Raw genomic sequence first — 23798 nt, 5'->3', positions numbered from 1 at the left:
GGCGGAGGCTCCTGGTTCCGATGTGCCGTTGTTGTGCGCCTTGCGCCCGCGCGGCGCTTGGAGGAGGCATTGATTTTTCCTTGAGGCCGGCTTGATTTTGCTGATCGCGTGACGCGAAGGTGAAGCCGGCGGCCAGGACGGTGCATGTGGTATATTGCTTCGACGATTTCGTGCTCGATCCCGACCGCCGCGAGCTGCGCCGCGGCGGCGGCCTGGTCGCGATGGAACCGCAGGTGTTCGACCTGCTCGCGTTCCTGATCAAGACGCGGGACCGCGTTGTCAGCCGAGACGACATCCTCGCCGAGGTGTGGGGCGGCCGCATCGTCTCCGAGGCGACGCTGGCGAGCCGCATCAGCGCGGCGCGCAGCGCGATCGGCGACAGCGGCGAGGCGCAGCGCCTCATCCGCACCATTCCTCGCAAGGGTGTCCGCTTCGTCGGCGAGGTCCGTGAGCAGGCCGAAGCGGTGCAGACGCCGGCGGTGTCGGCCGCGCCCGCGTTCGACGGCCCCGCCATCGCCGTGCTGCCGTTCACCAACATGAGCGGCGATCCGGAGCAGGACTATTTCGCCGATGGCATGGCCGAGGACATCATCACCGCGCTGTCCCGCTGCAGCGGCCTCGCCGTGATCGCCCGCAACTCCTCCTTCATATACAAGGGCAAGGCCGTCGATATTCGGGCGGTCGGACGCGAGCTCGGCGTCGGCTACGTTCTCGAAGGCAGCGTGCGCCGCGCAGGGTCCCGCCTGCGCATCAACGGGCAGCTGATCGACGCGGCGTCCGGCGCGCATCTATGGGCGGAGCGCTTCGACGGTCAGCTGGACGACGTGTTCGCGCTGCAGGACCGCATCACCGAAAGCATCGTGGCCGCGATCGAACCGACGCTCGAACTGGCGGAAGGCGAGCGGCGGCGGGCGACGCCGCCGCTGCATCCCGACGCCTACGACCTGCTGCTGCGCGCCGCCAGCCTGCGTGACGCCTTCACGCCCGACAGCCTCGCTGCGGCGATCGTCTGTCTGGACCAGGCGTTGGCGATCGATCCCGCCTGCGCACCCGCGATGGCGGCTTGGGCCTATTGCCAGGCGCTGCGCCACTTCCAGGGCTGGAGCGCGCCGGACGAGACCTATCGCACGGCTGCCGTGGCGCGGGCGTGGCAGGCGTGCGAGCATGCGCCCAGTGACGCGCAGGTGCTGTGGATGGCGGCCTTCGCGATCTGGAACATGGCCGAGGACATCGCCCCGGCACGAGAGCTGTTCCGCCGCTCGCTTGTGATCAACCCGAACTCGGCGATGGCGCTGACCTTGAGCGGCTGGATCGAGATCATGGCCGGACACACGGCTGCGGGACGCGCGATGATCGAACGGGCGCGGCGGCTGAACCCGCGCGATCCGCGGGGCTGGTTCGCAGCCGGCGCGCTGGCGATCTGTGCGGTGGCGGAGGACGATCTCGCCGGCGCCGTTCAATGGGCGGAGATCGCGCTGGCGCAGAACCGGCGTTTCGCCGTCGCGCTTCGCGTCCTGATCGTCGCCCTGGTCAGGAACGGAGAGATGGCGCGCGCCGGCGACGTCGCCCGTCAGCTTCTGAGCCTCGAACCGCATCTCACGGTGTCCGAGTTCCTCGAACGGATCCCATTTCCGGCCGGGACGCTCGCCACAACCTATGCGGAGGCGCTCCGCGCAGCCGGCGTGCCGCCATGATCCCGTTCACGTGCAGTGGGCCATGTTGCAACTGGAATTTTCGACATCAACGGCAGAGTTGCGAAACTTGGCTCGGCCTCGTTCATACTACCTTAGGTTCCATTCCGTAGTTTCGCGGGCATCGTCCTGGCGGGCTTTCGCCGGACGCCGGAGGGGATCAATGCGGAAATTGCTTCTCAAATTTTACGAGGATGAATCGGGCGCAACCGCGATCGAGTACGGCCTGATTGCGGCCGGCATCGCCCTTGCGATCATCACCATACTCAACAAGCTCGGACTCACCCTGGAAGGCATCTTCACGACCCTGACCACGAAGCTGAACGGCGGCTGACCGATCGATTGTCTGCGATGGCGTTCTCAGGACTGGAGCAATCCGGTCGCCATGGTCGGACTGGCCGGGCCTCGCGCCCGGCCTTTGTCTTTTTAATGGGCCTCCATTCTTCGATGGAGCAGCGCCGCAACCGGCCTCTCAGTGCGTCGTGCTGCGTCCCGCCTCCTCGCAGGCGTTCATGCAGCGACGGCAGGACTCGGCGCAGATCCGGCAATGGGCATGCATCTTGGCGTGCTTCTCGCACTCCTCGGCACATCGCCGGCAAGCCGCCGCGCAGGCCTCGAGCATGCGACTGATCATCTCCTGGTCGGAGCCCGTACGCCGCGTGGCAAGCCGGCCGGTGACGTTGCAGACGTCGGCGCAATCGAGATTGAGCCGGATGCATTGCGTCAGCCTGGCGACGCTGTCCTCGCCGAGACAGGCGTCGGCGCAGGAGGTGCAGATCTGTGCGCAGGAGTAGCACTCCTCGATGCAGCGGACGAGTGCATCGTCGACTCGGCCGCGGACGTGCGGGTGGGTTTCGATCATCTGTTGAGCGTGCATGGGAGCTCCTGTCCGTTGGACCCCGCGAGCGACAATGAAGATCGGCTGCAAAGGTTCTTATCGCCGCGCCGTTCGGTGCGATGCCTGACCTGTTCCCCGTGGCGCGACCTCGACCGTCTTACGATCCGCGTGACGGAATTATCAGTCCACCTGCGTCACGGCTTCCAGCCTTTCACTCCTGCCTCATGTGTATCAGCGCCATTTCGCAGAACTGCCATCCGAAACCTGGCGCCGCGCGCGTATGGACGACCCGGTTCGGTTGAGGCACAACACCTCTCGTCACTGACGTCGGCGGCCCGAGCCGCAGACCAAGAACGGGCGCCCGAGCAAGGCGGCCGACGATGTGGAGGAATGGATGCTGATTCCGATGGCCGACGTGCCGCGCTGGTATGCGGAGCGCAAACCCAGGGATAGCGTCGCGGTCCGGCACGGCACCGATACGCTGACCTGGGAGCAGCTCGAGCGCCGCGCCAATGCGCGTGCGCGCGCCTTCGCGGCCAAGGGCGTGAAGCCCGGCGACTTCGTCGCGATCGGCCTGCCCAACGGCAATGCGCTGTTCGAGACCAGCTTCGCGGTGTGGAAATGCGGCGCGACGCCGACGTCGCTGTCGTGGCGGCTGCCGCGCGGCGAGGCCGCCGCGGTGCTCGATATCCTCAAGCCGTCGCTGGTCGTCGGGGGCGAGGCCGACTGGAATGCGCCGAACGCGCTACCGGCCGATTTCATGCCCGAGGGCTTTTCCGACGCGCCACTCGCCGCGCCGGTGTCGCGCTATTGGAAGGCGATGACCTCGGGTGGCTCGACCGGACGACCGAAGGTGATCCTCGATCACCAGCCGGCGGTGACCGACACCGCCGCCGAGCCGCCGCTCGGAATCCCCAGGGGCGCATCGCTGCTCAATCCCGGTCCGCTCTATCACAACGCGCCGTTCATCGTGTCGCACTACGCGCTGTTCGCCGGCGGCAGCCTGACCGGGATGGTGAAGTTCGATGCCGAGGAGACGCTGCGGCTGATCCAGGCGCAGCGCATCCAGTGGGTCAACTTCGTGCCGACGATGATGCACCGGATCTGGGCGCTGCCGGAGGCGGTCCGCAACAGCTACGATGTGTCGAGCTTGAAGATGGTGTTCCACATGGCCGCGCCGATGCCGCCATGGCTCAAGGAAAGATGGATCGAGTGGCTCGGGCCGGAGCGCGTCTACGAGCTCTATGGCGGCACCGAGCGCCAGGGTCGCACCGTCATCTCCGGCACCGAATGGCTTGAGCACAAGGGCTCGGTCGGCAAGATCGACGAGTCCTGCAAACTGCGCATCCTCGATCCCCAAGGCAACGACGTGCCGCCGGGCGAGAGCGGCGAGATCTACTTCCTGCCGGCCGATGGCGCCGGCAGCACCTATCACTACCTCGGCGCCGAGCCGAAGCGGCGCGCCGATGGCTGGGAGTCGCTCGGCGACATCGGCCGGCTCGATGCCGACGGCTACCTCTATCTCGGCGACCGCCTCGCCGACATGATCCTGCGCGGCGGCGCCAACATCTATCCGGCCGAGGTCGAGGCGGCGCTGATGGCGCATCCCGACATCCGCTCCTGCGTCGTGGTCGGCCTGCCCGACCCGGAACTCGGCCAGCGCGTGCATGCGATCGTCGAGATCGACCGGGCCAGGAACGCACAGGCTATTGTCGACGGCATGAGCGCGTTCCTCGCCGACCGGCTGAGCCGCTACAAGCACCCGGAGAGCTACGAGCTGGTCGACACCATGCTGCGCGACGATTCCGGCAAGGTGCGCCGCACCCTGCTGCGCGACGAGCGCGCGGAATGGATCAAGGATGGCCGCGACTTCCGTCTCGCACCCACCCGGGCACGACCGGCCGCAGACTGACCGCACGGAAATTTTTCGAACGTTTACGATGCCGGCGTAGACTCCGTCAGGGGAAGGAGAGTCCGCGCCATGATGTCGAGACGACGGTTTCTGGGCGCCGCAGCCACGGCCGCGGCGCTGCCCCTGGCGCGGATGCCGCGGGCGCGGGCCGAGCTGCGCACCATCCTCAACGACGCCAGCCGGCTCAACCCGACGCCGGTTGCGAAGCATGTGGTGATCCGCAAGCCCGCCACCGACGATCTGATCGCGCGGCTGCGCGCCGAGCTGAAGGAGGCTGCGGCCGCGAAACGTCCGGTGACCGCGGCCGTGGCCCGGCATTCGATGGGCGGCCAGAGCCTGCCGCGCGACGGCACGGCAATCACGCTCGACGGCGGCGCGATCGAGCTCGACACGGCGGCAAAGACCTATCGGACCGCGGCCGGCAACCGCTGGTGGGACGTGATCGCCGCGCTCGATCCCAAGGGCTTCTCGCCGGCCGTGATGCAGTCGAACAGCGATTTCGGCGTCGGCAGCACCTTCTGCGTCAATGCCCATGGCTGGCCGGTGCCGTACGGCCCGTTCGGCTCGACGGTGAAATCGATCCGCATGCTGCTCGCCGACGGCACCTTGGTGCAGTGCTCGCGCACGGAGAATGCCGAGTTGTTCGGGCTCGCGATGGGCGGCTATGGCCTGTTCGGCCTCATCGTCGATCTCGAGGTCGAGATGGTGCCGAACCTGCTGCTCGAGCCGCGCTTCGAGCGCATGGCGCCGGAGAAATTCGCCGAGCAGTTCACACGCAACATCGATGGCGACGCCAATGTGAAGATGGCCTATGGACGGATGTCAGTGTCGCGCAAGGCGTTCTTCGACGACGCCCTGCTCGTCACCTTCCGCCCCGCCCCCGATGCTCCGGCGACCCTGCCCGCGGCCGTGAGCTCCGGCAAGCTCACCGGCGTCGCCAACACGATCTATCGCGCCCAGACCGGATGGGAGGTCGCCAAGGGCCTGCGCTGGTTCATGGAGACCCGGCTCGGCCCCGCCATTTCCGACAGCCGCTACACCCGCAACTCGCTGATGGCCGAGCCGGTCGCCAATCTGGCGCAGAAGGACATGCACCGCACCGACATCCTGCACGAATATTTCGTGGCGCCGGAGCGCTTCGGCGAGTTCCTCACCGCCTGCCGCGAGATCATTCCCAAAGCGCGCGCCGAATTCCTCAACGTCACCCTGCGCTACGTCGCCGAGGACAAGACACCCGCGCTCACGATCGCGCCGGTGCGCCGGATCGCAGCCGTCATGTCGTTCTCGCAGGCGACCTCGCCCGAAGGCGAGATCGACATGCTGCGGACGACCGAAGCGCTGATCAACCGCATCACCGCGATTGGCGGCGCGTTCTACCTGCCCTATCGTCTGCATGCCCGCCGCGACCAGGTCGAGAAGGCCTATCCGGCGGCCGCGCGTTTCGTCGCCGCCAAGCGGCAGTATGATCCGAACCTTCTGTTCCGCAACGCGATGTGGGACGCCTATTTCGCATGAATACATCAGCAGCAGACGGCTTCGCATTGGACCGCTATCGCATCGCCGCGCTCGCGCTCGCCATGGCGCTCCTGTTCGCGGCCGCGACCGACTACATCCCGACCTTCATCGATGCGCAGGGCCGCGTGTTCGGCCTGTTCCAGCTCGACATCTACAAGGATGCGCTGCATGTCGTCTCCGGCCTGTGGGCGCTGGCGGCGATGCTGACCCGCCGCAGCGCGGTGTTCTTCCTGCGCGTGTTCGGCTCGCTGTATTTCCTCGACGGCGTGATGGGCGTCTTCACCGGCTCGGGCTATCTCGACCTCTCGATCGTCATCGACGGCATTCGCGACACCTCATGGCTGGTGAAGATCCTCTCGAGCCTGCCGCATCTCGCGCTCGGCGCGATCGGCATCGCGGTCGGCTGGTCGCCGTGGCGTAGACAGGCTGCCGTCGCATGAGCCTGCGTCGCAAAGCGCTGTATCTTCTCGGCGTCGTCTTGGCAGCCACGGCGATAGGCATTGCCACCACCGTGATCAGCGTCGAGACGGTCTGCGTGGCCGACGTCCCGACCCCGGTGGTGAACTCCGACTTCGGCATCACCGATCCCGCCTATGCGAGGTCGCAGGGTGACAGCTTCCTGACCTTTCCTGAATGGTACATCGTCCACGCCTATGCCGACCTCGCTGCGGTGACCGGGCAGGCCTCGGAGTCCGACTTCCACTATCTATCGAGCGTCTCCGGCTTCTGGCGCAGCCTGTGCCGGGCCACGCGCCAGGCGGCCGGCTCCGGTCCCGCCACCTCGGAGCAGAAGCTGACGAACTACATCATCGGCTTCAGCTTCACCGCCGAGATGGCGTTGCAGGGCGCTTACGAGAAGAGCATCGGGGCGATCAGCTGGGAGACCACGGACGGCGTCAAGACGGCAGAGGACGTCTTCAACCTCGCTCTGCTGAAGGATTACGCGGCATTCCTGTATCAGACCCCCTGGTATCGCTATCCCTTCGTCGCCAAGCTCGATCAGTTCTGGCGCGAGACGCCCTTCGTGCCGTCGTTCCGCGCCGTGGAGCGGCGCGTCTCGCTCAGCCTGCAATATGCCGGGCGCGCCGCCTATGCGGCCGTCATCGGCTATGCGGCGGGCTACGATCCGGCCGTGCTGGCCATCCAGAGCGTCGTCACCGGCCTGCCTGCCGCCGAGCTTGCAGTCATGCCGGGCGTGAAGGTGATCCGTGAGGTCACGGACGCCAAAGGCATGAAGGGCGTGCTGGTGGAGACCGAGCGCTACGCCAAGTTCGATGCTTTCGCCAAGGAGCTCGGCCGTCATGACGGCGCCGGGCTCGGCGAGGTCGCGGGCAACCATCGCATCCTGGTCACGATCATGGTGCCGCCGGGCGACGGACGGCTGGCAGCTTTCGATGGGCTGCCTATATTCAGCGTCCCGATCCAGTCGCGTCCCGGTGCCCGCCGCATCGGCGTCGACGTACCGGTGCGGTCATTGGTTCAGGACATCGGCCGTTTCGAAGCCGCGGGATATACGTTCGAGCATGCCTACGACTATTGACCGGCCTCCCCCGTCCCGCGCCCTTCCCTTGAAGGGCGTGCTGGCCGTTGCCCTCGCCTGGTTTGCGGGCATGGCTGCCATGGCCCTGGTGATCAAGCCGGATGCGGTGGTCGTGTTCGGCCCGTCCGACCGTATGATCTCGGCGATCGTCGCCTCCGATGGAGCCTTGCTCGATGCCGGACGTTTCCACATCGCGGCCAGAACCGGAGCCTCGACTGTCGGCAGCCTGTATGCTGCCGGCGCGTGGCTGGTCTGGCCCCTGATCGGCAGGGGCTGCGGCCGCGGGTAGTCGGCACGGGCAGTTCCTCCCAGCGCCGGCGCGGGGCCCGCGGAACTGGCGCAGCCGCCCAAAGATGTTAAGCTCGCGTTCACGCTGTGGCCGTCACGCGACACGAAGCAGAAGCTTGGTCGATACATCCGGGCGTATCGACAGAGCAGGAGAACGAAATGCCTTCTTTGACCGAATGGAAAGTGCCCTCCGCCTTCCAGCCTCGCGCCGAAGACTATCAATACGATCTCGATCAAGCCCTGTCCTCGATCGTGGGCCTGCATGCCATCATTCCGTCCGACGCCTTCAGCGCGGAAACGCTCGGGACCGAGCGTGCCGGCAATGCCGTCGTCATCGACGACGGGCTGGTGCTGACCATCGGCTACCTGATCACCGAGGCCGAATCCGTCTGGCTGCACCCCAATGACGGACGCGTGGTCGAGGGCCATGTGCTCGGCTTCGACTTCACCACCGGCTTCGGGCTGGTGCAGGCGCTCGGGTCGCTCGACCTGCCCGCGCTGCCGCTCGGCTCGTCGGCGGCAACCAAGGTCGGCGATCACGTCGTGCTCGGCGGCGCCGGCGGACGGACGCGATCGGTCGCGAGCCAGATCATCGCCAAGCAGGAATTCGCCGGCTATTGGGAATATCTGCTGGACGAGGCGATCTTCACCCACCCCGCCCACCCGAATTGGGGCGGCACCGGCCTGCTCTCGGCCAAGGGCGAGCTGATCGGCATCGGGTCGCTCCAGTTGGAGCGCGAGCGCGACAGCAAGGACGAGCACGTCAACATGGTCGTGCCGATCGATCTGCTGAAGCCGATCATCGATGATCTCAGGCGCTTCGGTCGCGTCAACAAGCCGGCACGCCCCTGGCTCGGCATGTACGCGACCGAGGTCGACGATCGCGTCGTCGTGATCGGCGTCTCCGACAATGGCCCGGCCGCCCGCGCCGAGCTGAAGGCGGGCGACGTGATCCTCGGCATCAACGGCGACAAGGTGACGAGCCAGAGCGAGTTCTATCGCAAGCTCTGGGCGCTCGGCGCAGCCGGAGTCGACGTGCCGCTAACGGTGCACCATGAGGGCGTCACCTTCGACGTCACCATCGCCTCGACCGACCGCGCCAAGCTGCTCAAGGCGCCGCGGCTGCACTGAGGCGGCCGCGGGCCTGCGTTCACGCGTTGACGTGCCAGGCCGCGGCGATCTGGTCGTGCAGTTGCGCATCCGTCGGCAACTGTGATGCTACCGTGGGATCGAAGGCCGGATGCGCCTGGGCGTAGGTCGCCATCGCCTGCACGAGCTGCGACACCTGGGTATCGATCTCGAGACCGCCGGCCTTGATCTCCTGCAGCTGATAGGAGCCGCCAAGGAACCAGTCGGCGACGGTGACCTGCTGATGGGTGCCGAGAATGTCGATCTCGAGATCGTTGCCCGATTTGACGAACCAGAAATTGTCGGCCGTGTAGGCCATTCCGAAATCGAGCGTGCCGGTCGGCTTCGACAGCGAGGCGACGCCGTTGATGATGACGTCGTTGCCGTCGCCGGGCGCATAGACGTAGGTGGCGCCGACGCCGCCGACCAGGATGTTGTCGCCGGCCCCGCCCTTGAGCACGTCGCTGCCGCCGCCGCCGATCAGCAGGTCGTCATTGGCGGTACCCGCCAGCGTGTCGTTGCCGCCGCCGGCGATCAGCAGCGCACCGTCGGAGGCGGCAATGATCGCGCCGGGCACCGGATCGACCGCGACCGAGGTCGCGGCATCGCTCAGCGCCGCGCTGAGCCAGTCGAGATTGTCGGTCTTGCCGCCCCACAGCACGCCGATCGCCATGTCGATCAGGTTGGCGTCATCGCCCTCGAAGCTCGCAACCGCATCGATCAGCGCGAGCTTGCCGAGGATGTCCACCGTAGATCCGGTGTCGGTGTGCGACCACAGGTCGGACGACAGATCCGCAACCAGCAGGTTGTTGGCCGTATCCTGATAGAAAATGCCGTGCTCATGGCCGATCACGCCGGGCGTCGCCGTGACCTCGTCGTGGTTCTGCGCCAGCAGCGCCGAATATTCCACCACGATCTCGGCCAGCGCCTTCTCGACCCCGCCGTTCTTCAGGTAGGTCGCCGCGGTGTCGGCGCTGACGCTGTTGCCGAGCACGCCGCCGCTATTGAACAGGGCCTGAACGGCGCTGTTGCCGTAGCCGCTCGCATCGGTGACGGTCGAATAGGCGATCATGTCCTTCATCTTGTCGGACGGCGCGCCTTCGCCGCTCAAACCGGCCGTGGGAATGCCGACCGCCGAAGCGATCGCGTCATCCTCCAGCGGCGCCAGCAGCACAGCCGCCGCCTTCTTCCAATCCTGGGCACCGTTGTCGCTCGCCCACTGCATCATCGTCAGCAGCGCGATCGAGTGCAGGCTGACCGGATCCAGACCGAGATCTGTGCCCGCGCCGAGCACGGTCTTCTGCTCGGACGAGATGCCGATCGCAGCATCGGCGATGGCGAGCGAGCCGGCGACCGGTCCGAGTTGCAGCAGCGCCAGCGGCGCTTCCAGCACCGGCGCCGCTGCCCGCACATATTGCAGGATCTCGCCAGACAGGGAGACCATGTGAATGTCGGAATAGCGGTCGACCGGGTGCGACGTCAGCGCGCCCCAGAAGCCGTGCAACTGGTCGTAGCGGACTTCCGCCGCGAATTCGAACGGCATCGCGTCATACGCATAGGCCACCTTGTCGTTGAGCGCCGCGATGTAGCCGGCAAGTCCGCCACCGAGCGAATGTCCGGTCAGTGAGACGTTCGATGTCGCCCATGTCTTGTAGTAGGACTCCGCATCCGGGAACTGCGTCGGCCAGCCAGCCAGACCGGCGCCGCCGAGCCACGACGGCACGTCGGCGAGACTGTCGGTGCCGCGAAACGAAATGATCCGTGTCGATGGATCGCCCGCGAGCTGATAGGTCGCGGCCTCGAAATTGTCGGCGGTCGACGTCACGCTCGCCGCCACCAGCTCATAGCTCCCGATACGGTTGAAATTGACCACGAGCGTCGGGTTGACGCCTCTGTTGTAGACGTCCATGGCGAGCACCGCGTTGATCAACGCGGCCGACGGCGACTTGGTCATGATGCGAATCCCCCCTCGGCAACCGATCGGCAGTTTTGACCCAGGGCGGTGATCCATGAGGAACCCTCCGCTGCGCCGTCGGCTCTCACCAAGTGCGACATCGCGCCCGAATTTTGTCAATCAACTATCGTCTGCGCGTGTATTCGCGCGCGACTCACCTGCCACGCGCGACGGCAACGTCCGCACCATGTTGACTTGCGGGAGCCGCATCGCGAGATTGCGGCTTCGCGGAGCGAACACGCGTTCGGAAAATGGTCATTGCCCGGACGGCCGATTTTGCGTTGCATGACAGCGCTCGCCGGCAAACAGACGAGACGGCCAGACCCGCGGTTCGCGTATCAAGGAGACCTGCATGACGGATGCCGTGGTGGATGACATTCTCATCGTGTTGCCGCCACTGCTGCAGACGCTCGAAGCCCTGTCCTACGTCGCGCGCTACCTGAATCCGCCGGATTTCGATCGCGTGATGGCTGATGTCGGCGATCCGGAGCAGGCGCTGCACACGGCGCGGATTCATCTCACGTCGTGGCCGGCGGACTTCGCCCATATCCGTATCGCTTTCGACACCGCAGCGGACGCCGCGCTGATGTCGTTTGCCGGCCTGCGCGCCGTTCAGCGCGGCGAGGGCGACCTGGTCGACGTGTTCAGGGCCCTGCGTCAATTGCCGCGCGCACTCGAGGCGCTGTTTCCGCTCGCCGCGACGCTGCCGCCGCTGAGCGAATTCTTCCTCGATCCCGCCGTCGATGGCGACGACGGGCTGCGCCGGTTGCTGGCCACGTCCTCTGCAGGCAAGGACGCCGTGTTTCACGACCATAACGAGATCGGCAATCGCGGCGGCTTTTCGCTGTATGTGCCGGAATACTACACGGCGGACCGGCCCTGGCCGCTGGTCATGGCGCTGCATGGCGGCAGCGGCAACGGCCGCGACTTCCTCTGGAGCTGGCTGCGCGCCGCGCGCAGCCTCGGCGCCATCCTGGTTGCCCCCACCGCGGCCGGACCGACCTGGGCGCTGATGGGCGACGACGCTGATACGCCGAACCTGCTGCGCATTCTCGACCTCGTCCGCAGCCGCGTCGCGATCGATCCCACCCGCATGCTGCTGACCGGGATGAGCGACGGCGGCACGTTCTGCTACGTCAGCGGACTGGCCGCAGGCTCGCCGTTCACGCACCTTGCGCCGGTGGCCGCGACGTTCCATCCGCTGATGGCTGAGATCGCCGACCGCGACCGTCTGCGCGGGCTGCCGATCCAGATCGTGCACGGCCGGCTCGACTGGATGTTCCCGGTCGAGATCGCGCGGCATACCGCCAACGCCCTGGCCAAGGCGGGCGCCGATGTCGCCTATCGCGAGATCGATGATCTCAGCCATTGCTATCCGCGCGAGGCCAATGTCGAGCTGCTGCGCTGGCTGATGCGCTGAGCCAGCGTCTCCCGACGACATGGCTGATCGGTAATGCCGCCGACACAATGTCGGCGGATTTTGTCCGCACTGGTTCTGCTCGGCCATACAGCGGGGGCGCTGCATACGGGCGGCCATGAGGCCGCCGAAGGTCCGCTCATGCCCTCGCCGCTGATGCCCTCGTCTCCTGCGTCCGTCGCGCAAGTCTCCTCCGCCCGCTCCTCCACCTCCGTCGTGCTCGCCAATGGCGTCAGCCGTCTCGAAGTGACGCTGAAGCTCACGACCGCGATCCTGGCGCTGGCCGCCGGCGTCTACACCTATCTCGGCGTCCGCGAATTGCTCAACGGCAGTCCGACCACGGTGTTCTTTGCGGCGGTCATCTACTCGGTCGCGGTCTCGGTCGGCATCTACGCCTTCTGGGTGTTCATGATGCAGTTCATGCCGCACGTCACCAGCACGATCGGGCGCTTGATGATGGCCGGCTGCATGTTGCTGGGCTCGCTGATGATCGTCGCGATGTCGTCCTGGCTGAATGCCTCGGCGCTGGCCGGCGCCGCCGCAATCCAGCAGCATCTTGCGATCACCGTGCAGAACTACACGCGCGACCTCGACCGGGCCAACAGCCAGGCGATCGCTGCGCAAAGCCTGCTGCCGGACATCCAGCTCGCCTCCTCCCGCTTCGCCAAGCTGGCGGACGCCGAACGCGCGGGCTCGCTCACCGGCACCTCCGGATCGGGCACCGTGGTCCAGCTTCTCGCGCAGATGTCGACGCAGCTCGACGGACTGGGCCAGCAGGTCCAGGAGTCGGGCAAGCGCGTCTCCGCTCTCTATGAGCAGGGCGGCAAGAGCCTCGCCAGGATGCGCGAGCTGATCTCCGACCGCGGCCCGATCGCAACGCGCAGCGATGCCTTCGCCACGGAGTCGCTCAACCTGATGGGCGTGATCGCCAATCTGCAGCAGACCTCGGTGGCCCCTGCGGTGAAGCGCGCCGCGACGTCGCTGTCGGCCGGATTCATCGCGCCTGCCCCGGGCGGACGCAGCGGCGACCTGGCCGAGCGCCAGACCGCCGTCGTCGGCAAGGTGGAGGGCGCGATCGCCACGCAGGCCGCCTCGCTCGCCGACGCCGCCGACAAGATCCTGGCGCTGCCGCGGATCGAGCCGACCCGGTTCCAGACGCTGTCGCCCGCCGAAGCCGTGCTGCGCTACGCCGGCGACTTCATCCCGAGCTGGGCGGGCGCGATCTCGATCGACCTGATGCCGGCGGTGCTGGTGCTGATCCTCTGCGTCGTCCATGCCGCCATCCGCCGTGAGGGCCTGCCCGCCGTGAGCGCCTCCAGCCTGACGGCCAGCGATCTGGTCACCGCATTGCAGATCGCGCGCGAGGTCGAGGATGCCAGGCGGGCGGCCGAGCGACGGCCTGCCGAAACGCCTGCTGAGCAGCCTTCCGCGCCAGCCATCGAGCCGGCGCCGGCCGCGGTGGATGAGAACGTGACGTCGCTGTCGTCGGCTCGGCTTGGAAAGTAGTCCCGTGGCTTCGGCGCTGAACCGACGCGTCCATGCCTGGCTCGCGGACAATCCCGATGAGAGCATTCTGCGTTGGGTCTTCCGCAGCATCCTCGTCGTCACCGTCGCAGTTCTCGCGGCGGACCTGCTCGAGCTGAATGCTCCACAGGCGCCATCGGATGCGGCCCCGTCTCAGCTCGACATTCGGCGCGACGCGCCAGACATGCCGGCCGAATCACCATCCGTTCTGGCGCCCCTGATGAAGCGGCTGATGCCGCTGCCGCAGGGCGATCGTGCTTTGCAGCTGCCGATTCAGTTCGAGCTGCGCGGCGGCGGCCGGCTGTTCGCGATCGGCACGATCACGCCCGGCAGCGCGCGCAGCTTCGCGGACGCAGTCGAACGTCATGGCGAATATATCAAGACGGTCGTGCTGAACTCGCCAGGCGGCTCCGTCGCCGACGCGCTGGCGATGGGGCGACTGATCCGCGCGCGGAAATTCACAACCGAAGTGGAGGCGGGAAAATATTGCGCGTCGTCGTGCCCGCTGGTGTTCGCCGGCGGTGTCGAGCGCCGGGCCGGCGAGCGGGCGATCATCGGCGTGCATCAGATCGCCGCAGTCCCCACGTCCGGGACCACCGTGAGGTCCGGCGACGACATGAGCCTTGCGCAGAACATCTCGGCGCGATGCCAGCGCCACCTCGCCGCGATGGGCATCGATCTGAAGGTCTGGGTGCATGCGATGGAGACGCCGCATGACCAGCTGTTCACGTTCAAGCCCGACGAGATGAAAGCCCTCAATCTCGTCACCTCGCTGCCGGAATCGCGGCCTGAAAAATCGCGCAGTTAGGATGTTCTGATCGCGGTGGACCGGGACCGCGGCGAGCGCGGAACCAAGTTTCGACCGCGGCGTTGTTGGCCGTCACACTGGAGAACATGACATGCGGACATTCGTGGGAATGATCCTGGGGGCCCTCATCCTGGGTTTGGGCGTCTACATCCATGATTCGATGCAGACCTCGGAGGTCGCCAACGGACCGAGCGCGCAGTCGCGCCGGACCATCGTGAACTGGGACGTCGCGGCGGACAGCTGGAATTCGCTCAAGACCCGCGCGCATGACGACTGGGTTCGCATCTCGTCGAAGTAACGCGCACGACGCTTCGTTTTCAGGGCGCCTCGGCTTCGGTCGAGGCGCCTTTGCTTTGCCAGCTAGTTGGCCGCCTTAGTTGGCCGCCTTGGCCTTGCGCGCGTCGGCGATGACCTGCTCGAACTGCGCCATGGTCAGCACGCCGGGCACCCTGAACTTGCCAACGATGAAGGACGGCGTGCCGCGGAAACGCAATCCCCGCGCCTGCTTGTCGTTGCGCGCCAGCATGGCGTCGATGGCCTTCGCGTTGGCTGCGAGGTCGCGCTTGGCGCGGTCGATATCAACGCCGGCTTCAGCGAGCAGCTCGTCGATGCGCGGCTCGGTGAGCTTCGAACTGACGCCGATCAGCGCGTCATGGGCCTTGGCGTATTTGTCCTGATATTTGCAGGCCAGCGCCATCCGCGCCGCAACCACCGAAGTTGGCCCGAGGATCGGCCACTCCTTGAGAACCCAGCGCAACTTGCCATCATCATGGATGACCTGCTGCAGCTCGGGATCGAGCTTGCGGCAATACGGGCAATTGTAGTCGAACCATTCGACGATCGTGATGTCGCCCGCGGCATTGCCGAGCACCGGCGCATCGGGATCGCGCAGCACCGCGCCCTCGTCGGGCTCATCGGCATCCTCGGCGCGACTGTCGCGGGGCCACAAGGACAGCGCCGCGGTTGCGCCAAGAAGCGTCAACACGTCACGCCGGCTGCTGGCGGAGATGATCGCAGTCGAGGGGACGCGCTTCATTGAGGTCAGCTCCAGATATGCAGCAGGCTGCGTGTCAGCATGTACAGCGCCACCACCGCGATCACGACCGAAAACACCACGTTCAATGCGCCGCGCCGTTCGGACAGATGGCGCGCCAGGCGCGTGCCGGCAAGACCTCCGGCGATCCCGCCGGCGATGAACAGTCCGGCGAGATCCCAGGCGACGAGCCCGGACCAGGCATAGCTCGCCGCGGTGGTGAGCCCGAAGGTCGTCACCGCGACCAGCGACGAGCTGACCGCATTCATGATCGGCATGCCCGTCGCAGCCATCAGCGCCGGCACGATCAGGAAGCCGCCGCCGATGCCGAAGAAGCCGGACAGCGTGCCGGTGGCGAGACCGAAGCCGACGATCGCCGGGATGTTGGCCATGCTCATCTTCACATCGGGGGTGCCGATGCGGGCGCGCGTCTTCAGCATCAGCATGGCGATGACCATCATCACTAGCGCGAACAGCGCCAGCAGCTTCTGGCCATCGACCATCTTGCCGAGCAGCGAGCCGGTGAAGGCGCCGACGATTCCCGCCGTTGCGAACAGCGCCGCGATCGGCCAGATCACGGTGCCGCCGCGCGCATGATTGGCGAGATTGATGGCCGCGTTGGTGGCGACCGCGATCGCGCTCGAGCCGATCGCGATGTGCGGCTCGGGCACGCCGACGACATAGACCATCAGCGGCACCGCCAGCACCGAGCCGCCGCCGCCGACGAGGCCGAGCGAGAACCCGACCATCGCGCCGCAAACCAGGCCGAGCATACCTTGGACAGCAGAGATCATGGCGAGAGCAGGGTCATTTCCCGCACCGGAAGGCAAGCCCCAAAATCACCGGAGCAGCAATGCCCCGCCACCGGCGAGGACCGCCACGCGACATGCGCCGAGCGGAGTCCGGCCGGCGCTCTCGCGGCGATGCATGGCGTCGAGAGCGGCGGCCGGCCGCATGATGCCCCCGGCCCGCCGGCAACGTCACGTCAATCCGGATCAGGCAGCGCCCTTCAGCTTCTTGGTGCATTCGCTGTAGTAGCCGCCGCCCTTCTGGATCCACTTCAGGCCGCCATTGGCGTTGGTCGCCTTGTTGGCATTGTACTGATCGACGCAGGTCTGCAGCCGCGCCTTGCCGGGCTTCTCCTTCGCATATTTCGGGTCCACCGCGTTGGGGAACACGGCGGGACCGGTCGGCGCGGGAGCGGCCTCCTTGGCGTCGGATTTCGCCTCCTTGGCCGGCTTGGCCTCGGCCGCGGGTGCGGCCGGAGCCGCCGGTGCCGCGGCCGCGGTGGCATCGCTGCCGCACTGGGCCTTGCGGAAGTCGTTCCACTTCTGGCCGCCCAGCGTGCCGGCCTCCTTCGCCTGCTTGTACTTGGCGCTGCATTCCTGCGCGGTGAGCGCCTGCGCCGGCGCCGCGGCGAACGTCGCGAGGCCGATCACGGCCAGCGTGGCGAGTGATGAAGCAACCAACGATTTTGCGTGAAAACTCATCCCAGATCTCCCTGTGGAGCATGTTGAATGGGACGGTAATTCTAGCGAGACGCCTGCGACCGACAAAGCAGGCGGGAGCGTGGCCGCGCGAAAATATAATTTGCCTCGCGCGGCGATCCGGCTCATTCCATTCACTGCGGGTTCAGCATCGCCGGACATCGCACCATGCCTTTCGTTCGAGGACTTCAGCATGAGAGTAACTGCCCGGGCGGCGATTGCGGCCATCGCAATGGCCACCCTGTCGGCCGCGGGCCCCGCCCGCGCGCAACCCGGATTGACGCTGCCGGCGCGGCCCGATGCCGCCACCGACAAGTTCGCCACCCTGGACAAGGCTGCGCGCCGGACGATTTCCATCGCCTGCTCCAAGGAGGCCGACGAGCAGGGGCTGAAGGGCAAGGCACGCGGCAAATTCCGCTCGGCCTGCAAGCGCGACAAGGCGGCCGCCGCCGCGCCCGCTCCCTTGCCGACGCCGGACAAGCCGAAATGACCAGCGCCCGCGGACGCAAGCGCGCATGGCGCCTGCGCAACGGCGGGAATTGTTTGCGCAGGCAGCTTTTGGCATAAGGCGCCGTGCGCCAGATCATCTCCTCCCTCCCCTTCGACCTGCCGAGCCGCGCCAAGACCCTGAGCGCGATCGAGACCCTCGTGCTCGGCACCGCCGGCGGCCTGATCTTCCTCGTCGCCCATCTGCCCGGCGGGCTGATCTCCGGCGCGATGATCGCGACCGCGGTCGCCGCGATCGCCGGCCGCCCGCTGGCGATGCCGCCCATCCTGACCCAGACCGTTCTGCTGCTGCTCGGCATCTCGATCGGCGCCGTGGTCTCGCGCGAGCTGATCAACCATGTCAGCGCCTATCCGGTGACCATCGGCCTGCTGGCGCTCGCGACGTTCTGCTCGACCTTCGGCTCCAGCCTCTATCTGCAGCGCGTCCATGGCTGGGACCGCACCTCGGCGCTGCTCGCCGGCAGTCCCGGCGCGCTGTCGCAGATCACGATGCTCGCGGTCGAGCGCGGCGCCGACCTGCCGGCGATCGCCGTGGTGCAGACGCTGCGGGTGATCATCCTGACGGCGGCGCTGCCGCTGGTGCTGGCCGTGGCCGGCGTCGCACCCGCCGCGCCGATCTCGCTCGGCCAGAGCGTCGCCTCGCCGCTCGGCCTGCTCGCATTGCTGGTGGCCTCGCTGGTCGCGGCGATGCTGATGCAGCTGATCAAATTTCCGGCGAGCTGGCTGTTCGGCGCGATGGTCGCCAGCGGCCTCCTGCACGGCACCGGCCTCGTCGAGGGCGGCCTGCCGGAATGGATGCGCGGCGTGGCGCTGGTCGGCATCGGCGCCCTGATCGGCAGCCGCTTCGCGCGGATGCGGGTGAAGACCCTGGTCGGCCATATCAGGGCCGCGCTCGGCTCGTTCGCGATCGCGGTGGCGATCTCGGCGCTGTTCGTCACCGTGATCGTGCTGGTGACGCATGTGCGCTTCTCCGACACCATCGTCGCGTTCGCGCCCGGCGCCATGGACGCGATGATGGCGCTGGCGCTGACCTTGCACATCGACCCGATCTTCGTCGGCGCGCATCACCTGTCGCGCTTCGTGTTCGTCACCATCGCCACCCCCGGCATCGTCCATCTGTTCGGACGGCCGCAGGAGGATGTCGACGACTAGGCGCGCTTCCGGGTGATGCCCCAGCCGGCGATGGCGGCGATGGCGAGCGAAATCAGCACGCTGTAGCCGGCGAGCGACAGGCCGAGGAAGCGGAATTGCACCTCGTCGCAGCGCACGACCTTGACGCTGTCGAGCCGCTCCAGGAGGCTGCCGGCGCTGCCGAGATTGCCGATCGGCCCGGTGCATTCGGTCGGGCCCGGCCAGAAGCCCCATTCGACCCCGGAATGATAGACGCCGAGCCCGGCATTGCCGAGCGCGGCCAGCGCGACCACGCCGAGCCCCGCGAGCACCAGCGCGCGCGGTGCGCCGCCTTTGGCGGCGAGCGCGATCAGCAGCCCGAGCGGTACGATCGCATAATAGGCCCAGCGCTGCTTCAGGCAGAGCTCGCAGGGCTGCAGGCCCCAGACCAGCTGCATGTACCAGGCGCCGGCCAAGGCCGCCGCCGCGATGCCGGCCGCGAGCAGCGCCGCCGCCACCGCCGGGCTCATGCTCCCCGCCGCAGGGCGCGCCATCACAGAAGTATTGGTCATCGGTCCTCCCGAACGGGGCTGCATCCGGTCCCATGCCGGGCCGTTCCGGCTCCTACTCCGGCCCGCGAAAGCTGTCGAGATGCGCGCCCATCACGTCCGTGCGGGTTGACCCGGCCCGACCGCCCGCTATAGTCCGCCCGCTTCGCTATGGTTCCTGCACAGGCCCGGCGAATGCCCCTGTGGCGGAACTGGTAGACGCGCTCGACTCAAAATCGAGTTCCGCAAGGAGTGCTGGTTCGATTCCGGCCAGGGGCACCAACTAGGCCGTTCGGACCCGTTCTAAATCGCCCGCAACCGTTCGCGCAGCACTCGGAACCCCTTGAAAAATAGGCACTTCCGCGTACATCGGTGTTCGTCACCGTTTGTTCTCATCCGATCCCAGCCGTCCGATTTGTTGGTATTTTTGTTGGTATCGTGTTGGTATCGGGAGAACAAACGTTCACGGCGACTTTCGCTATTCCGAACGAGGAATTGAGCCGATGGCCCGCAAGAACGACGGCGCGTGCGCCAACCCCAAGCAGATCAGGACCGACGTCGACTGCCGCACCGCCCGACCGAAATTCGACAAGGGCGCGTGGAGCCCCGCCAAGATCTCGGATGTGACCGGCGGCGGTCTTTATCTCTTCGTCACGCCGGACAAGAGCAGACCTGGTAACGCGGCCTCCAAGCTGTGGCGGATGAGCTACCGCTTCCATAGCCGTCAGAAAACCTACTCCATCGGCCCTTACGGCAACGGCAAGGATGGCACGTTTTCGCTCGCCGACGCGCGGCGCGAGCGGGACAAGGCGAAAGACCTGCTCAAGGAAGGCAAAGACCCGAGCACCGAGAAGCAGCTCGATAAGCACAGGCAGGCGGCCGCCCGGCCTTTCGAGCAATGGGCCGACGAGTGGCTCGCGAAGAAGAAGGTGGAAAAAGTCAAACGGGGCAGGATCGTCGCGGTGCGCGACCCCAAGACCATCGAGGTGCTCGAGCTGCGCGTCGGCTACGTCAAGGCTCGTTTCGGCAAGCTGTGCAGGCAGGACATCAAGCGTCCCGACGTGCTCGCTTTCATGCGTTCATACGAAGCCGAGGGAAAGCTGGAAACCCGCGACCGCGTGCGCAGCATCGGTGCGCAAATCTGCGACTATGCCGACGTCGAAGGCGACGGCTACAACCCATTCCGCAACCTGAATGGGCAGATGATTGCCAACATTTCGACGCCGCGTCCCGGCGTAACCGAACCACGCGACGTGACGCGCGTCTTCAAGCTCATCAGCGCACCGTGGACGAGAGGGAGGTTTGGCGACATTGTTGGCCATGCCTTGCGCTTCGATGCGCTGACCATTCCCCGCCCCGGCATGGTCAATGAAATGGAGTGGAGCGAGGTCGATTGGGACGCCGAACGCTGGACTATTCCGGCTGCCAAAATGAAGACCGGTTGGGACCATGTCGTGCCCTTGTCACGGCAGGCACTCGCAATCCTGCGCAACGTCCAAAAGCTGACCGGCCATCGCCAGTACGTTTTTTCCTGCTCAAAGGATACCCCGCTATCGAACAACACGCTCAACAAGCGCTTGCGGCTGCTTGGCATTGACACCAAGACTGATCATTGCGCCCACGGATTCCGGACTACCTTCTCGACCCTGTCTCACCACGAAGAAATCAAGGAGGCCAAGGCATGGGATGGCGATGTCGTCGAGCTGCAGCTCGCGCATCTCGATAGTTCAACCGTGGAAGGGCTCTACAAGAAACACGGACCACTCGCGCTGATCGGCTCGCGCACAAAGCTGATGCAGCATTGGGCTGATCGTATCGACCACTGGCTCGATCCCAAGAAGGTGATGCCGATCCAGCGCGGCACGCAGCGCTGAGCCACGTATCTTCGTGCGCGGTTGATGCTGCCTGTTCGATCCCTGGCAAAGATCATTTGACGTTTCAGCAGACCGCTGGGGCAAAAATGGCCTGCTACCTCGTAACCTCTCCACCTGGCCAAAGGGAAAGACCTCGAATGCGGGCTAGAGACCGGCGGCCAAATCGCAAGCAACCCGAAGAGGAATATTTTCCGGTTGCTCACGTGAAATCGGTCACTGCGAGCTACTACATCTCAATGCATGGCAGCGAGCGTGACGCCAGCACAGATGAAGCTATCACCCATTTGCTTTCCGAAATCGTCACGACCAAACCCAAGATGCCCAAGCACCTCGGCAGGAAAATCCGCTGCTCTCTGATGTGCTCGCGCATTGTTCATCGCAATGATGCTAATGCTGCTCAGGCACACCCCGTGTTGCTGTACTTGAGACTCAAGCCGGACTTCCGGCTCTTCTCTTCCGGCAGACGTATTTTGGGCGCTGCAGACTGATCTGAAAAGTGGGCGGCTGCAGTATGTTGAGGCTCGGTTCAACAAGCCGCGATATGGCTCGGGCGAGCTCGTAAGTCTGTATTTCCCGGATATGCAGCCAGAGTAATAGCCTCTTGGGTCCGCAAGCGCCGACGGCCCACGCGCCCGATCCAAATAGAACGTCGATGCAAGGGGCATAGGTGTGGCCCGCCAGGGGCGGGATCGAACTTTACGCTATGATATACAGAGAGTTTCTTACGTCTCTTGGCTGTACCCGCCAGTGTATCTGTTTCGGCGCAGCGTGTGCCGGCAGACTTCATCTTCGGTGATTGCGGGGACCTGCAGCCATCTCAAATCGCTCTTCGGAGCGACTGCTTAGAGGCTATCCGGCAGCCTTTCGGGTCCGAGCGGCTCAGCGAGGCGGCTCTTTCGGTCAAGGAAAGCTGGCATTCCGGGCGCGCTTTGCCGTAGCCCATGGCGTTTCAGGCGAGGCTCCGCGCCGCGGATCCCTGTCGCGCGGAACTTGTTATATGATCCCGGCTCGAAAGCTATGGCAAGAGCACGATAGGGCAACCATGGCAACGCTCTCGCCGAAACCATCAAAGGCCTCTACAGAGGCTGAAGTGATCCATCGGCGTGGGCCATGGCGAAACTTCGAAGCCGTCGAGTTCGTGCTCCTGGAACGGGTGGACTGGTTCAATAACGGCAGGTTCCTTGAGCCCATCGGCAACCTCCCGCCGGCCGAAGCCGAGCAGCGACACTACGCCATGCTGGACCAACCCGCCATGGCCGCGCATCGTAGATCAAATGGCCTCCCCAAACCCGAGGCGGACCAGCCGGGTTCGGAAGCGCGCTCGACTGGGGTGTCAGTTTAACGGATGTCTCGCAACTCCGTACATTCCTACAACCCATGCCAGTCGTTTGACATAGCGCGATTCGTGTCTTCGGCGGCTTGCGCGAGCCAATTTACCAGAACTCTGGTGTGTGGATCTCCAATGCGATCCTGGCTCCAACGCGCAATGTGAACCTTTTTGGATAGTACATGAGGAGCACTCGCTAGTGCGGGCACGAGGCGCCCGTCGCTGATTGCATCGGCGACGAGGAGGGAGCGGCCGATGGCCACGCCAGCCCCCTCCACAGCGGCGGTCAGGCAAAGGCCCATGTCCCCCAATAAAAGACCGCGCGGTTCGGTGCGCTTAAGCCCAAGTTTCCCGAACCAGTAGGCCCAACTCCATTCACCCTCAGGGGGATGACCTTTCTGTATCAATGGAAGATCGAGCAGTGCCGTTGGGTCCGACAAAGGTATGCCCTGAGGAAGCAGAGACGGGGCGCAGACCGGAAAGATACGTTCGCGTAGGAGTGGTTCTTGCAATGGCGTGGCGCGGGACTCTGCGAGAGTAGTCCACAATATCCGCACATCCAGCGGCGGTTCATCGACAGCCTCAGATTCGACAAGCCGGAAATCAATCTCTATTTCCGAGTTGGAATGGCGAAAGGCTCTCAACCGGCGAACCAACCACCATCCGGCTAACGACGAGCCAGCTCCCAAGCGCAGCATCTGTCGGGCCGATCTATATCTTAACCTAGGCCCAAGACCGGCTATCTCGTTGAGGAGTGGGCCGAGCTCGCCTTCTAACCTTGCCCCGTCATCGCTCAATTCGACTCCTGGATTGCGGCGTATCAAGAGTTGCATACCGAAGAATTCTTCAAGGCGTCGCACCTGATGACTGATTGCGCTCTGGGTAACCCCCAGTTCGTCGGCCGCGCGCGTAAACGAGCGATTGCGGGCGACTGCGTCGAACGCGACAAGCGGGCCGAAGGGCGGCATGCGACGGATCATATGGGACCTCGCGTACCATGATACAGATTCATGCCGTTTTGAGAAGCGATCATTCGCGTCTGCCCGAGTTGTTCGGCATTTAAACCGGTATGACCATTGCGCCTTCGAGAAACGAGCATTGGTCGCAAAGCCTGCATTTTGTGCAACTGCAGAAAGCAATCCGGGCCGGGCAGCCCGCAGCTGGGACCTTATCGTCTTGCGTTCCGAACCGGCATTAATCACCTGGAATGCGTCGTCTTCCACTCTCGGAAGCTCTCCCGACGTACGCGTTATCCACCGGATGCGTTCATTCGCTAGAGCTCCGATAACCCACCCGA

At 65.6% G+C, this 23798-nt stretch carries 23 protein-coding genes, 1 tRNA gene and 1 pseudogene; 18 read left to right on the top strand and 7 right to left on the bottom strand.

Annotated features, from left to right (window positions below):
* Positions 1–146 precede the first annotated feature (146 nt).
* Together ACQR1X_RS25460 and ACQR1X_RS25455 are read left to right on the top strand one after the other, a co-directional pair.
* On the top strand, positions 147–1694 hold the full coding sequence (locus tag ACQR1X_RS25460; RefSeq protein WP_434899845.1) for a winged helix-turn-helix domain-containing protein: 1548 nt from the start codon (positions 147–149) through the stop codon (positions 1692–1694).
* Positions 1695–1854: 160 nt separating this feature from the next.
* Positions 1855–2025 carry a Flp family type IVb pilin gene (locus ACQR1X_RS25455; protein ID WP_315736183.1) on the top strand — a complete coding sequence of 57 codons (171 nt, stop codon included), beginning with the start codon at positions 1855–1857 and terminating at the stop codon, positions 2023–2025.
* 138 nt (positions 2026–2163) lie between these two features.
* Here ACQR1X_RS25455 and ACQR1X_RS25450 read toward each other — a convergent pair whose 3' ends face one another.
* Positions 2164–2568, bottom strand: coding sequence for a four-helix bundle copper-binding protein (locus ACQR1X_RS25450; protein WP_315804543.1), 405 nt, complete (start codon positions 2566–2568; stop codon positions 2164–2166).
* 355 nt (positions 2569–2923) lie between these two features.
* Here ACQR1X_RS25450 and ACQR1X_RS25445 point away from each other — a divergent pair, with 355 nt between their 5' ends.
* The 6 genes from ACQR1X_RS25445 (at position 2924) to ACQR1X_RS25420 (ending at position 8915) form a co-directional block, all read left to right on the top strand.
* A complete protein-coding gene (locus ACQR1X_RS25445; RefSeq protein ID WP_434899844.1) occupies positions 2924–4441 on the top strand; it encodes an AMP-binding protein in 1518 nt (505 codons plus the stop codon).
* 69 nt (positions 4442–4510) lie between these two features.
* Positions 4511–5956 carry an FAD-binding oxidoreductase gene (locus ACQR1X_RS25440; RefSeq protein ID WP_434899843.1) on the top strand — a complete coding sequence of 482 codons (1446 nt, stop codon included), beginning with the start codon at positions 4511–4513 and terminating at the stop codon, positions 5954–5956.
* Positions 5953–6396 carry a DUF4383 domain-containing protein gene (locus ACQR1X_RS25435; RefSeq protein WP_434899842.1) on the top strand — a complete coding sequence of 148 codons (444 nt, stop codon included), beginning with the start codon at positions 5953–5955 and terminating at the stop codon, positions 6394–6396. The genes ACQR1X_RS25440 and ACQR1X_RS25435 overlap by 4 nt, the downstream gene beginning before the upstream one ends.
* A complete protein-coding gene (locus tag ACQR1X_RS25430) occupies positions 6393–7496 on the top strand; it encodes a hypothetical protein (RefSeq protein ID WP_316181214.1) in 1104 nt (367 codons plus the stop codon). Before ACQR1X_RS25435 ends, ACQR1X_RS25430 begins: the two co-directional genes overlap by 4 nt.
* Complete coding sequence (locus ACQR1X_RS25425) at positions 7480–7785, top strand: hypothetical protein (protein WP_315804548.1); 306 nt, start codon at positions 7480–7482, stop codon at positions 7783–7785. Before ACQR1X_RS25430 ends, ACQR1X_RS25425 begins: the two co-directional genes overlap by 17 nt.
* A 158-nt stretch (positions 7786–7943) precedes the next feature.
* Positions 7944–8915: a S1C family serine protease gene (locus tag ACQR1X_RS25420; protein ID WP_315804549.1), complete on the top strand. Its 972-nt coding sequence runs from the start codon at positions 7944–7946 to the stop codon at positions 8913–8915.
* A gap of 19 nt (positions 8916–8934) precedes the next feature.
* Here the strand turns inward: ACQR1X_RS25420 and ACQR1X_RS25415 are convergent, their stop codons facing one another.
* A complete protein-coding gene (locus ACQR1X_RS25415) occupies positions 8935–10866 on the bottom strand; it encodes a calcium-binding protein (RefSeq protein ID WP_434899841.1) in 1932 nt (643 codons plus the stop codon).
* A gap of 352 nt (positions 10867–11218) precedes the next feature.
* Here ACQR1X_RS25415 and ACQR1X_RS25410 point away from each other — a divergent pair, with 352 nt between their 5' ends.
* From ACQR1X_RS25410 to ACQR1X_RS25395, 4 genes are all read left to right on the top strand, one after another.
* Entirely contained in the window at positions 11219–12286 is a 1068-nt protein-coding gene (locus ACQR1X_RS25410; protein ID WP_434899840.1) for a phospholipase, read from the top strand.
* A gap of 138 nt (positions 12287–12424) precedes the next feature.
* Positions 12425–13789, top strand: a complete 1365-nt coding sequence (locus ACQR1X_RS25405) for a hypothetical protein (RefSeq protein ID WP_434899839.1) — start codon at positions 12425–12427, stop codon at positions 13787–13789.
* 4 nt (positions 13790–13793) lie between these two features.
* Positions 13794–14615, top strand: coding sequence for a hypothetical protein (locus ACQR1X_RS25400; protein WP_434899838.1), 822 nt, complete (start codon positions 13794–13796; stop codon positions 14613–14615).
* Positions 14616–14706: 91 nt separating this feature from the next.
* Positions 14707–14913 carry a hypothetical protein gene (locus ACQR1X_RS25395; protein WP_315804553.1) on the top strand — a complete coding sequence of 69 codons (207 nt, stop codon included), beginning with the start codon at positions 14707–14709 and terminating at the stop codon, positions 14911–14913.
* Between the two features lie 75 nt (positions 14914–14988).
* Here the strand turns inward: ACQR1X_RS25395 and ACQR1X_RS25390 are convergent, their stop codons facing one another.
* The 3 genes from ACQR1X_RS25390 to ACQR1X_RS25380 all read right to left on the bottom strand — a co-directional run bounded on the left by ACQR1X_RS25390 (position 14989) and on the right by ACQR1X_RS25380 (position 17138).
* Complete coding sequence (locus ACQR1X_RS25390) at positions 14989–15651, bottom strand: DsbA family protein (RefSeq protein WP_434899837.1); 663 nt, start codon at positions 15649–15651, stop codon at positions 14989–14991.
* A 5-nt stretch (positions 15652–15656) separates the two neighbouring features.
* Positions 15657–16442 (bottom strand): sulfite exporter TauE/SafE family protein, encoded by a 786-nt coding sequence (locus ACQR1X_RS25385; RefSeq protein ID WP_316218004.1) that lies wholly within the window; start codon positions 16440–16442, stop codon positions 15657–15659.
* 201 nt (positions 16443–16643) lie between these two features.
* Complete coding sequence (locus ACQR1X_RS25380; RefSeq protein ID WP_315804556.1) at positions 16644–17138, bottom strand: hypothetical protein; 495 nt, start codon at positions 17136–17138, stop codon at positions 16644–16646.
* A gap of 190 nt (positions 17139–17328) precedes the next feature.
* Here ACQR1X_RS25380 and ACQR1X_RS25375 point away from each other — a divergent pair, with 190 nt between their 5' ends.
* A complete protein-coding gene (locus ACQR1X_RS25375) occupies positions 17329–17625 on the top strand; it encodes a hypothetical protein (RefSeq protein ID WP_434899836.1) in 297 nt (98 codons plus the stop codon).
* Positions 17626–17708: 83 nt separating this feature from the next.
* A complete protein-coding gene (locus ACQR1X_RS25370; RefSeq protein ID WP_434899835.1) occupies positions 17709–18794 on the top strand; it encodes an AbrB family transcriptional regulator in 1086 nt (361 codons plus the stop codon).
* Here ACQR1X_RS25370 and ACQR1X_RS25365 read toward each other — a convergent pair.
* A complete protein-coding gene (locus ACQR1X_RS25365; RefSeq protein WP_315804559.1) occupies positions 18791–19324 on the bottom strand; it encodes a disulfide bond formation protein B in 534 nt (177 codons plus the stop codon). The genes ACQR1X_RS25370 and ACQR1X_RS25365 overlap by 4 nt on opposite strands.
* 173 nt (positions 19325–19497) lie before the next feature.
* Here ACQR1X_RS25365 and ACQR1X_RS25360 point away from each other — a divergent pair.
* The 4 genes and pseudogenes from ACQR1X_RS25360 to ACQR1X_RS25345 form a co-directional block, all read left to right on the top strand.
* Positions 19498–19582, top strand: a tRNA-Leu gene (locus ACQR1X_RS25360).
* 221 nt (positions 19583–19803) lie between these two features.
* On the top strand, positions 19804–21174 hold the full coding sequence (locus ACQR1X_RS25355) for a tyrosine-type recombinase/integrase (RefSeq protein WP_434899834.1): 1371 nt from the start codon (positions 19804–19806) through the stop codon (positions 21172–21174).
* A gap of 137 nt (positions 21175–21311) precedes the next feature.
* Positions 21312–21662 carry a hypothetical protein gene (locus ACQR1X_RS25350; protein ID WP_434899833.1) on the top strand — a complete coding sequence of 117 codons (351 nt, stop codon included), beginning with the start codon at positions 21312–21314 and terminating at the stop codon, positions 21660–21662.
* Positions 21663–22212: 550 nt separating this feature from the next.
* Positions 22213–22516, top strand: a pseudogene (locus tag ACQR1X_RS25345) (hypothetical protein); the annotation flags it as partial.
* Between the two features lie 26 nt (positions 22517–22542).
* On the opposite strand, the gene ACQR1X_RS25340 reads toward ACQR1X_RS25345, so the two are convergent.
* Positions 22543–23724 (bottom strand): LysR substrate-binding domain-containing protein, encoded by a 1182-nt coding sequence (locus tag ACQR1X_RS25340; RefSeq protein WP_434899832.1) that lies wholly within the window; start codon positions 23722–23724, stop codon positions 22543–22545.
* Between the last annotated feature and the right edge of the window lie 74 nt (positions 23725–23798).

The organism is Bradyrhizobium sp. HKCCYLRH3073 (assembly GCF_051167995.1).
Lineage (GTDB): Bacteria > Pseudomonadota > Alphaproteobacteria > Rhizobiales > Xanthobacteraceae > Bradyrhizobium.
The sequence above is the reverse complement of the archived record's forward strand: the minus strand, read 5'-3'. Positions and strand labels throughout refer to the sequence as shown.

What these genes read in the sequence shown, in the direction of transcription:
- ACQR1X_RS25405 (WP_434899839.1), top strand. Translation starts at nt 12,425, where the DNA reads ATGCCCTCGCCGCTGATGCCCTCGTCTCCTGCGTCCGTCGCGCAAGTC.
- ACQR1X_RS25450 (WP_315804543.1), bottom strand. Translation starts at nt 2,568, where the DNA reads ATGCACGCTCAACAGATGATCGAAACCCACCCGCACGTCCGCGGCCGA.
- ACQR1X_RS25410 (WP_434899840.1), top strand. Translation starts at nt 11,219, where the DNA reads ATGACGGATGCCGTGGTGGATGACATTCTCATCGTGTTGCCGCCACTG.
- ACQR1X_RS25395 (WP_315804553.1), top strand. Translation starts at nt 14,707, where the DNA reads ATGCGGACATTCGTGGGAATGATCCTGGGGGCCCTCATCCTGGGTTTG.
- ACQR1X_RS25385 (WP_316218004.1), bottom strand. Translation starts at nt 16,442, where the DNA reads ATGATCTCTGCTGTCCAAGGTATGCTCGGCCTGGTTTGCGGCGCGATG.
- ACQR1X_RS25350 (WP_434899833.1), top strand. Translation starts at nt 21,312, where the DNA reads ATGCGGGCTAGAGACCGGCGGCCAAATCGCAAGCAACCCGAAGAGGAA.
- ACQR1X_RS25380 (WP_315804556.1), bottom strand. Translation starts at nt 17,138, where the DNA reads ATGAGTTTTCACGCAAAATCGTTGGTTGCTTCATCACTCGCCACGCTG.
- ACQR1X_RS25455 (WP_315736183.1), top strand. Translation starts at nt 1,855, where the DNA reads ATGCGGAAATTGCTTCTCAAATTTTACGAGGATGAATCGGGCGCAACC.
- ACQR1X_RS25355 (WP_434899834.1), top strand. Translation starts at nt 19,804, where the DNA reads ATGGCCCGCAAGAACGACGGCGCGTGCGCCAACCCCAAGCAGATCAGG.
- ACQR1X_RS25445 (WP_434899844.1), top strand. Translation starts at nt 2,924, where the DNA reads ATGCTGATTCCGATGGCCGACGTGCCGCGCTGGTATGCGGAGCGCAAA.
- ACQR1X_RS25390 (WP_434899837.1), bottom strand. Translation starts at nt 15,651, where the DNA reads ATGAAGCGCGTCCCCTCGACTGCGATCATCTCCGCCAGCAGCCGGCGT.
- ACQR1X_RS25365 (WP_315804559.1), bottom strand. Translation starts at nt 19,324, where the DNA reads ATGACCAATACTTCTGTGATGGCGCGCCCTGCGGCGGGGAGCATGAGC.
- ACQR1X_RS25440 (WP_434899843.1), top strand. Translation starts at nt 4,511, where the DNA reads ATGATGTCGAGACGACGGTTTCTGGGCGCCGCAGCCACGGCCGCGGCG.
- ACQR1X_RS25420 (WP_315804549.1), top strand. Translation starts at nt 7,944, where the DNA reads ATGCCTTCTTTGACCGAATGGAAAGTGCCCTCCGCCTTCCAGCCTCGC.
- ACQR1X_RS25375 (WP_434899836.1), top strand. Translation starts at nt 17,329, where the DNA reads ATGAGAGTAACTGCCCGGGCGGCGATTGCGGCCATCGCAATGGCCACC.
- ACQR1X_RS25430 (WP_316181214.1), top strand. Translation starts at nt 6,393, where the DNA reads ATGAGCCTGCGTCGCAAAGCGCTGTATCTTCTCGGCGTCGTCTTGGCA.
- ACQR1X_RS25425 (WP_315804548.1), top strand. Translation starts at nt 7,480, where the DNA reads ATGCCTACGACTATTGACCGGCCTCCCCCGTCCCGCGCCCTTCCCTTG.
- ACQR1X_RS25435 (WP_434899842.1), top strand. Translation starts at nt 5,953, where the DNA reads ATGAATACATCAGCAGCAGACGGCTTCGCATTGGACCGCTATCGCATC.
- ACQR1X_RS25415 (WP_434899841.1), bottom strand. Translation starts at nt 10,866, where the DNA reads ATGACCAAGTCGCCGTCGGCCGCGTTGATCAACGCGGTGCTCGCCATG.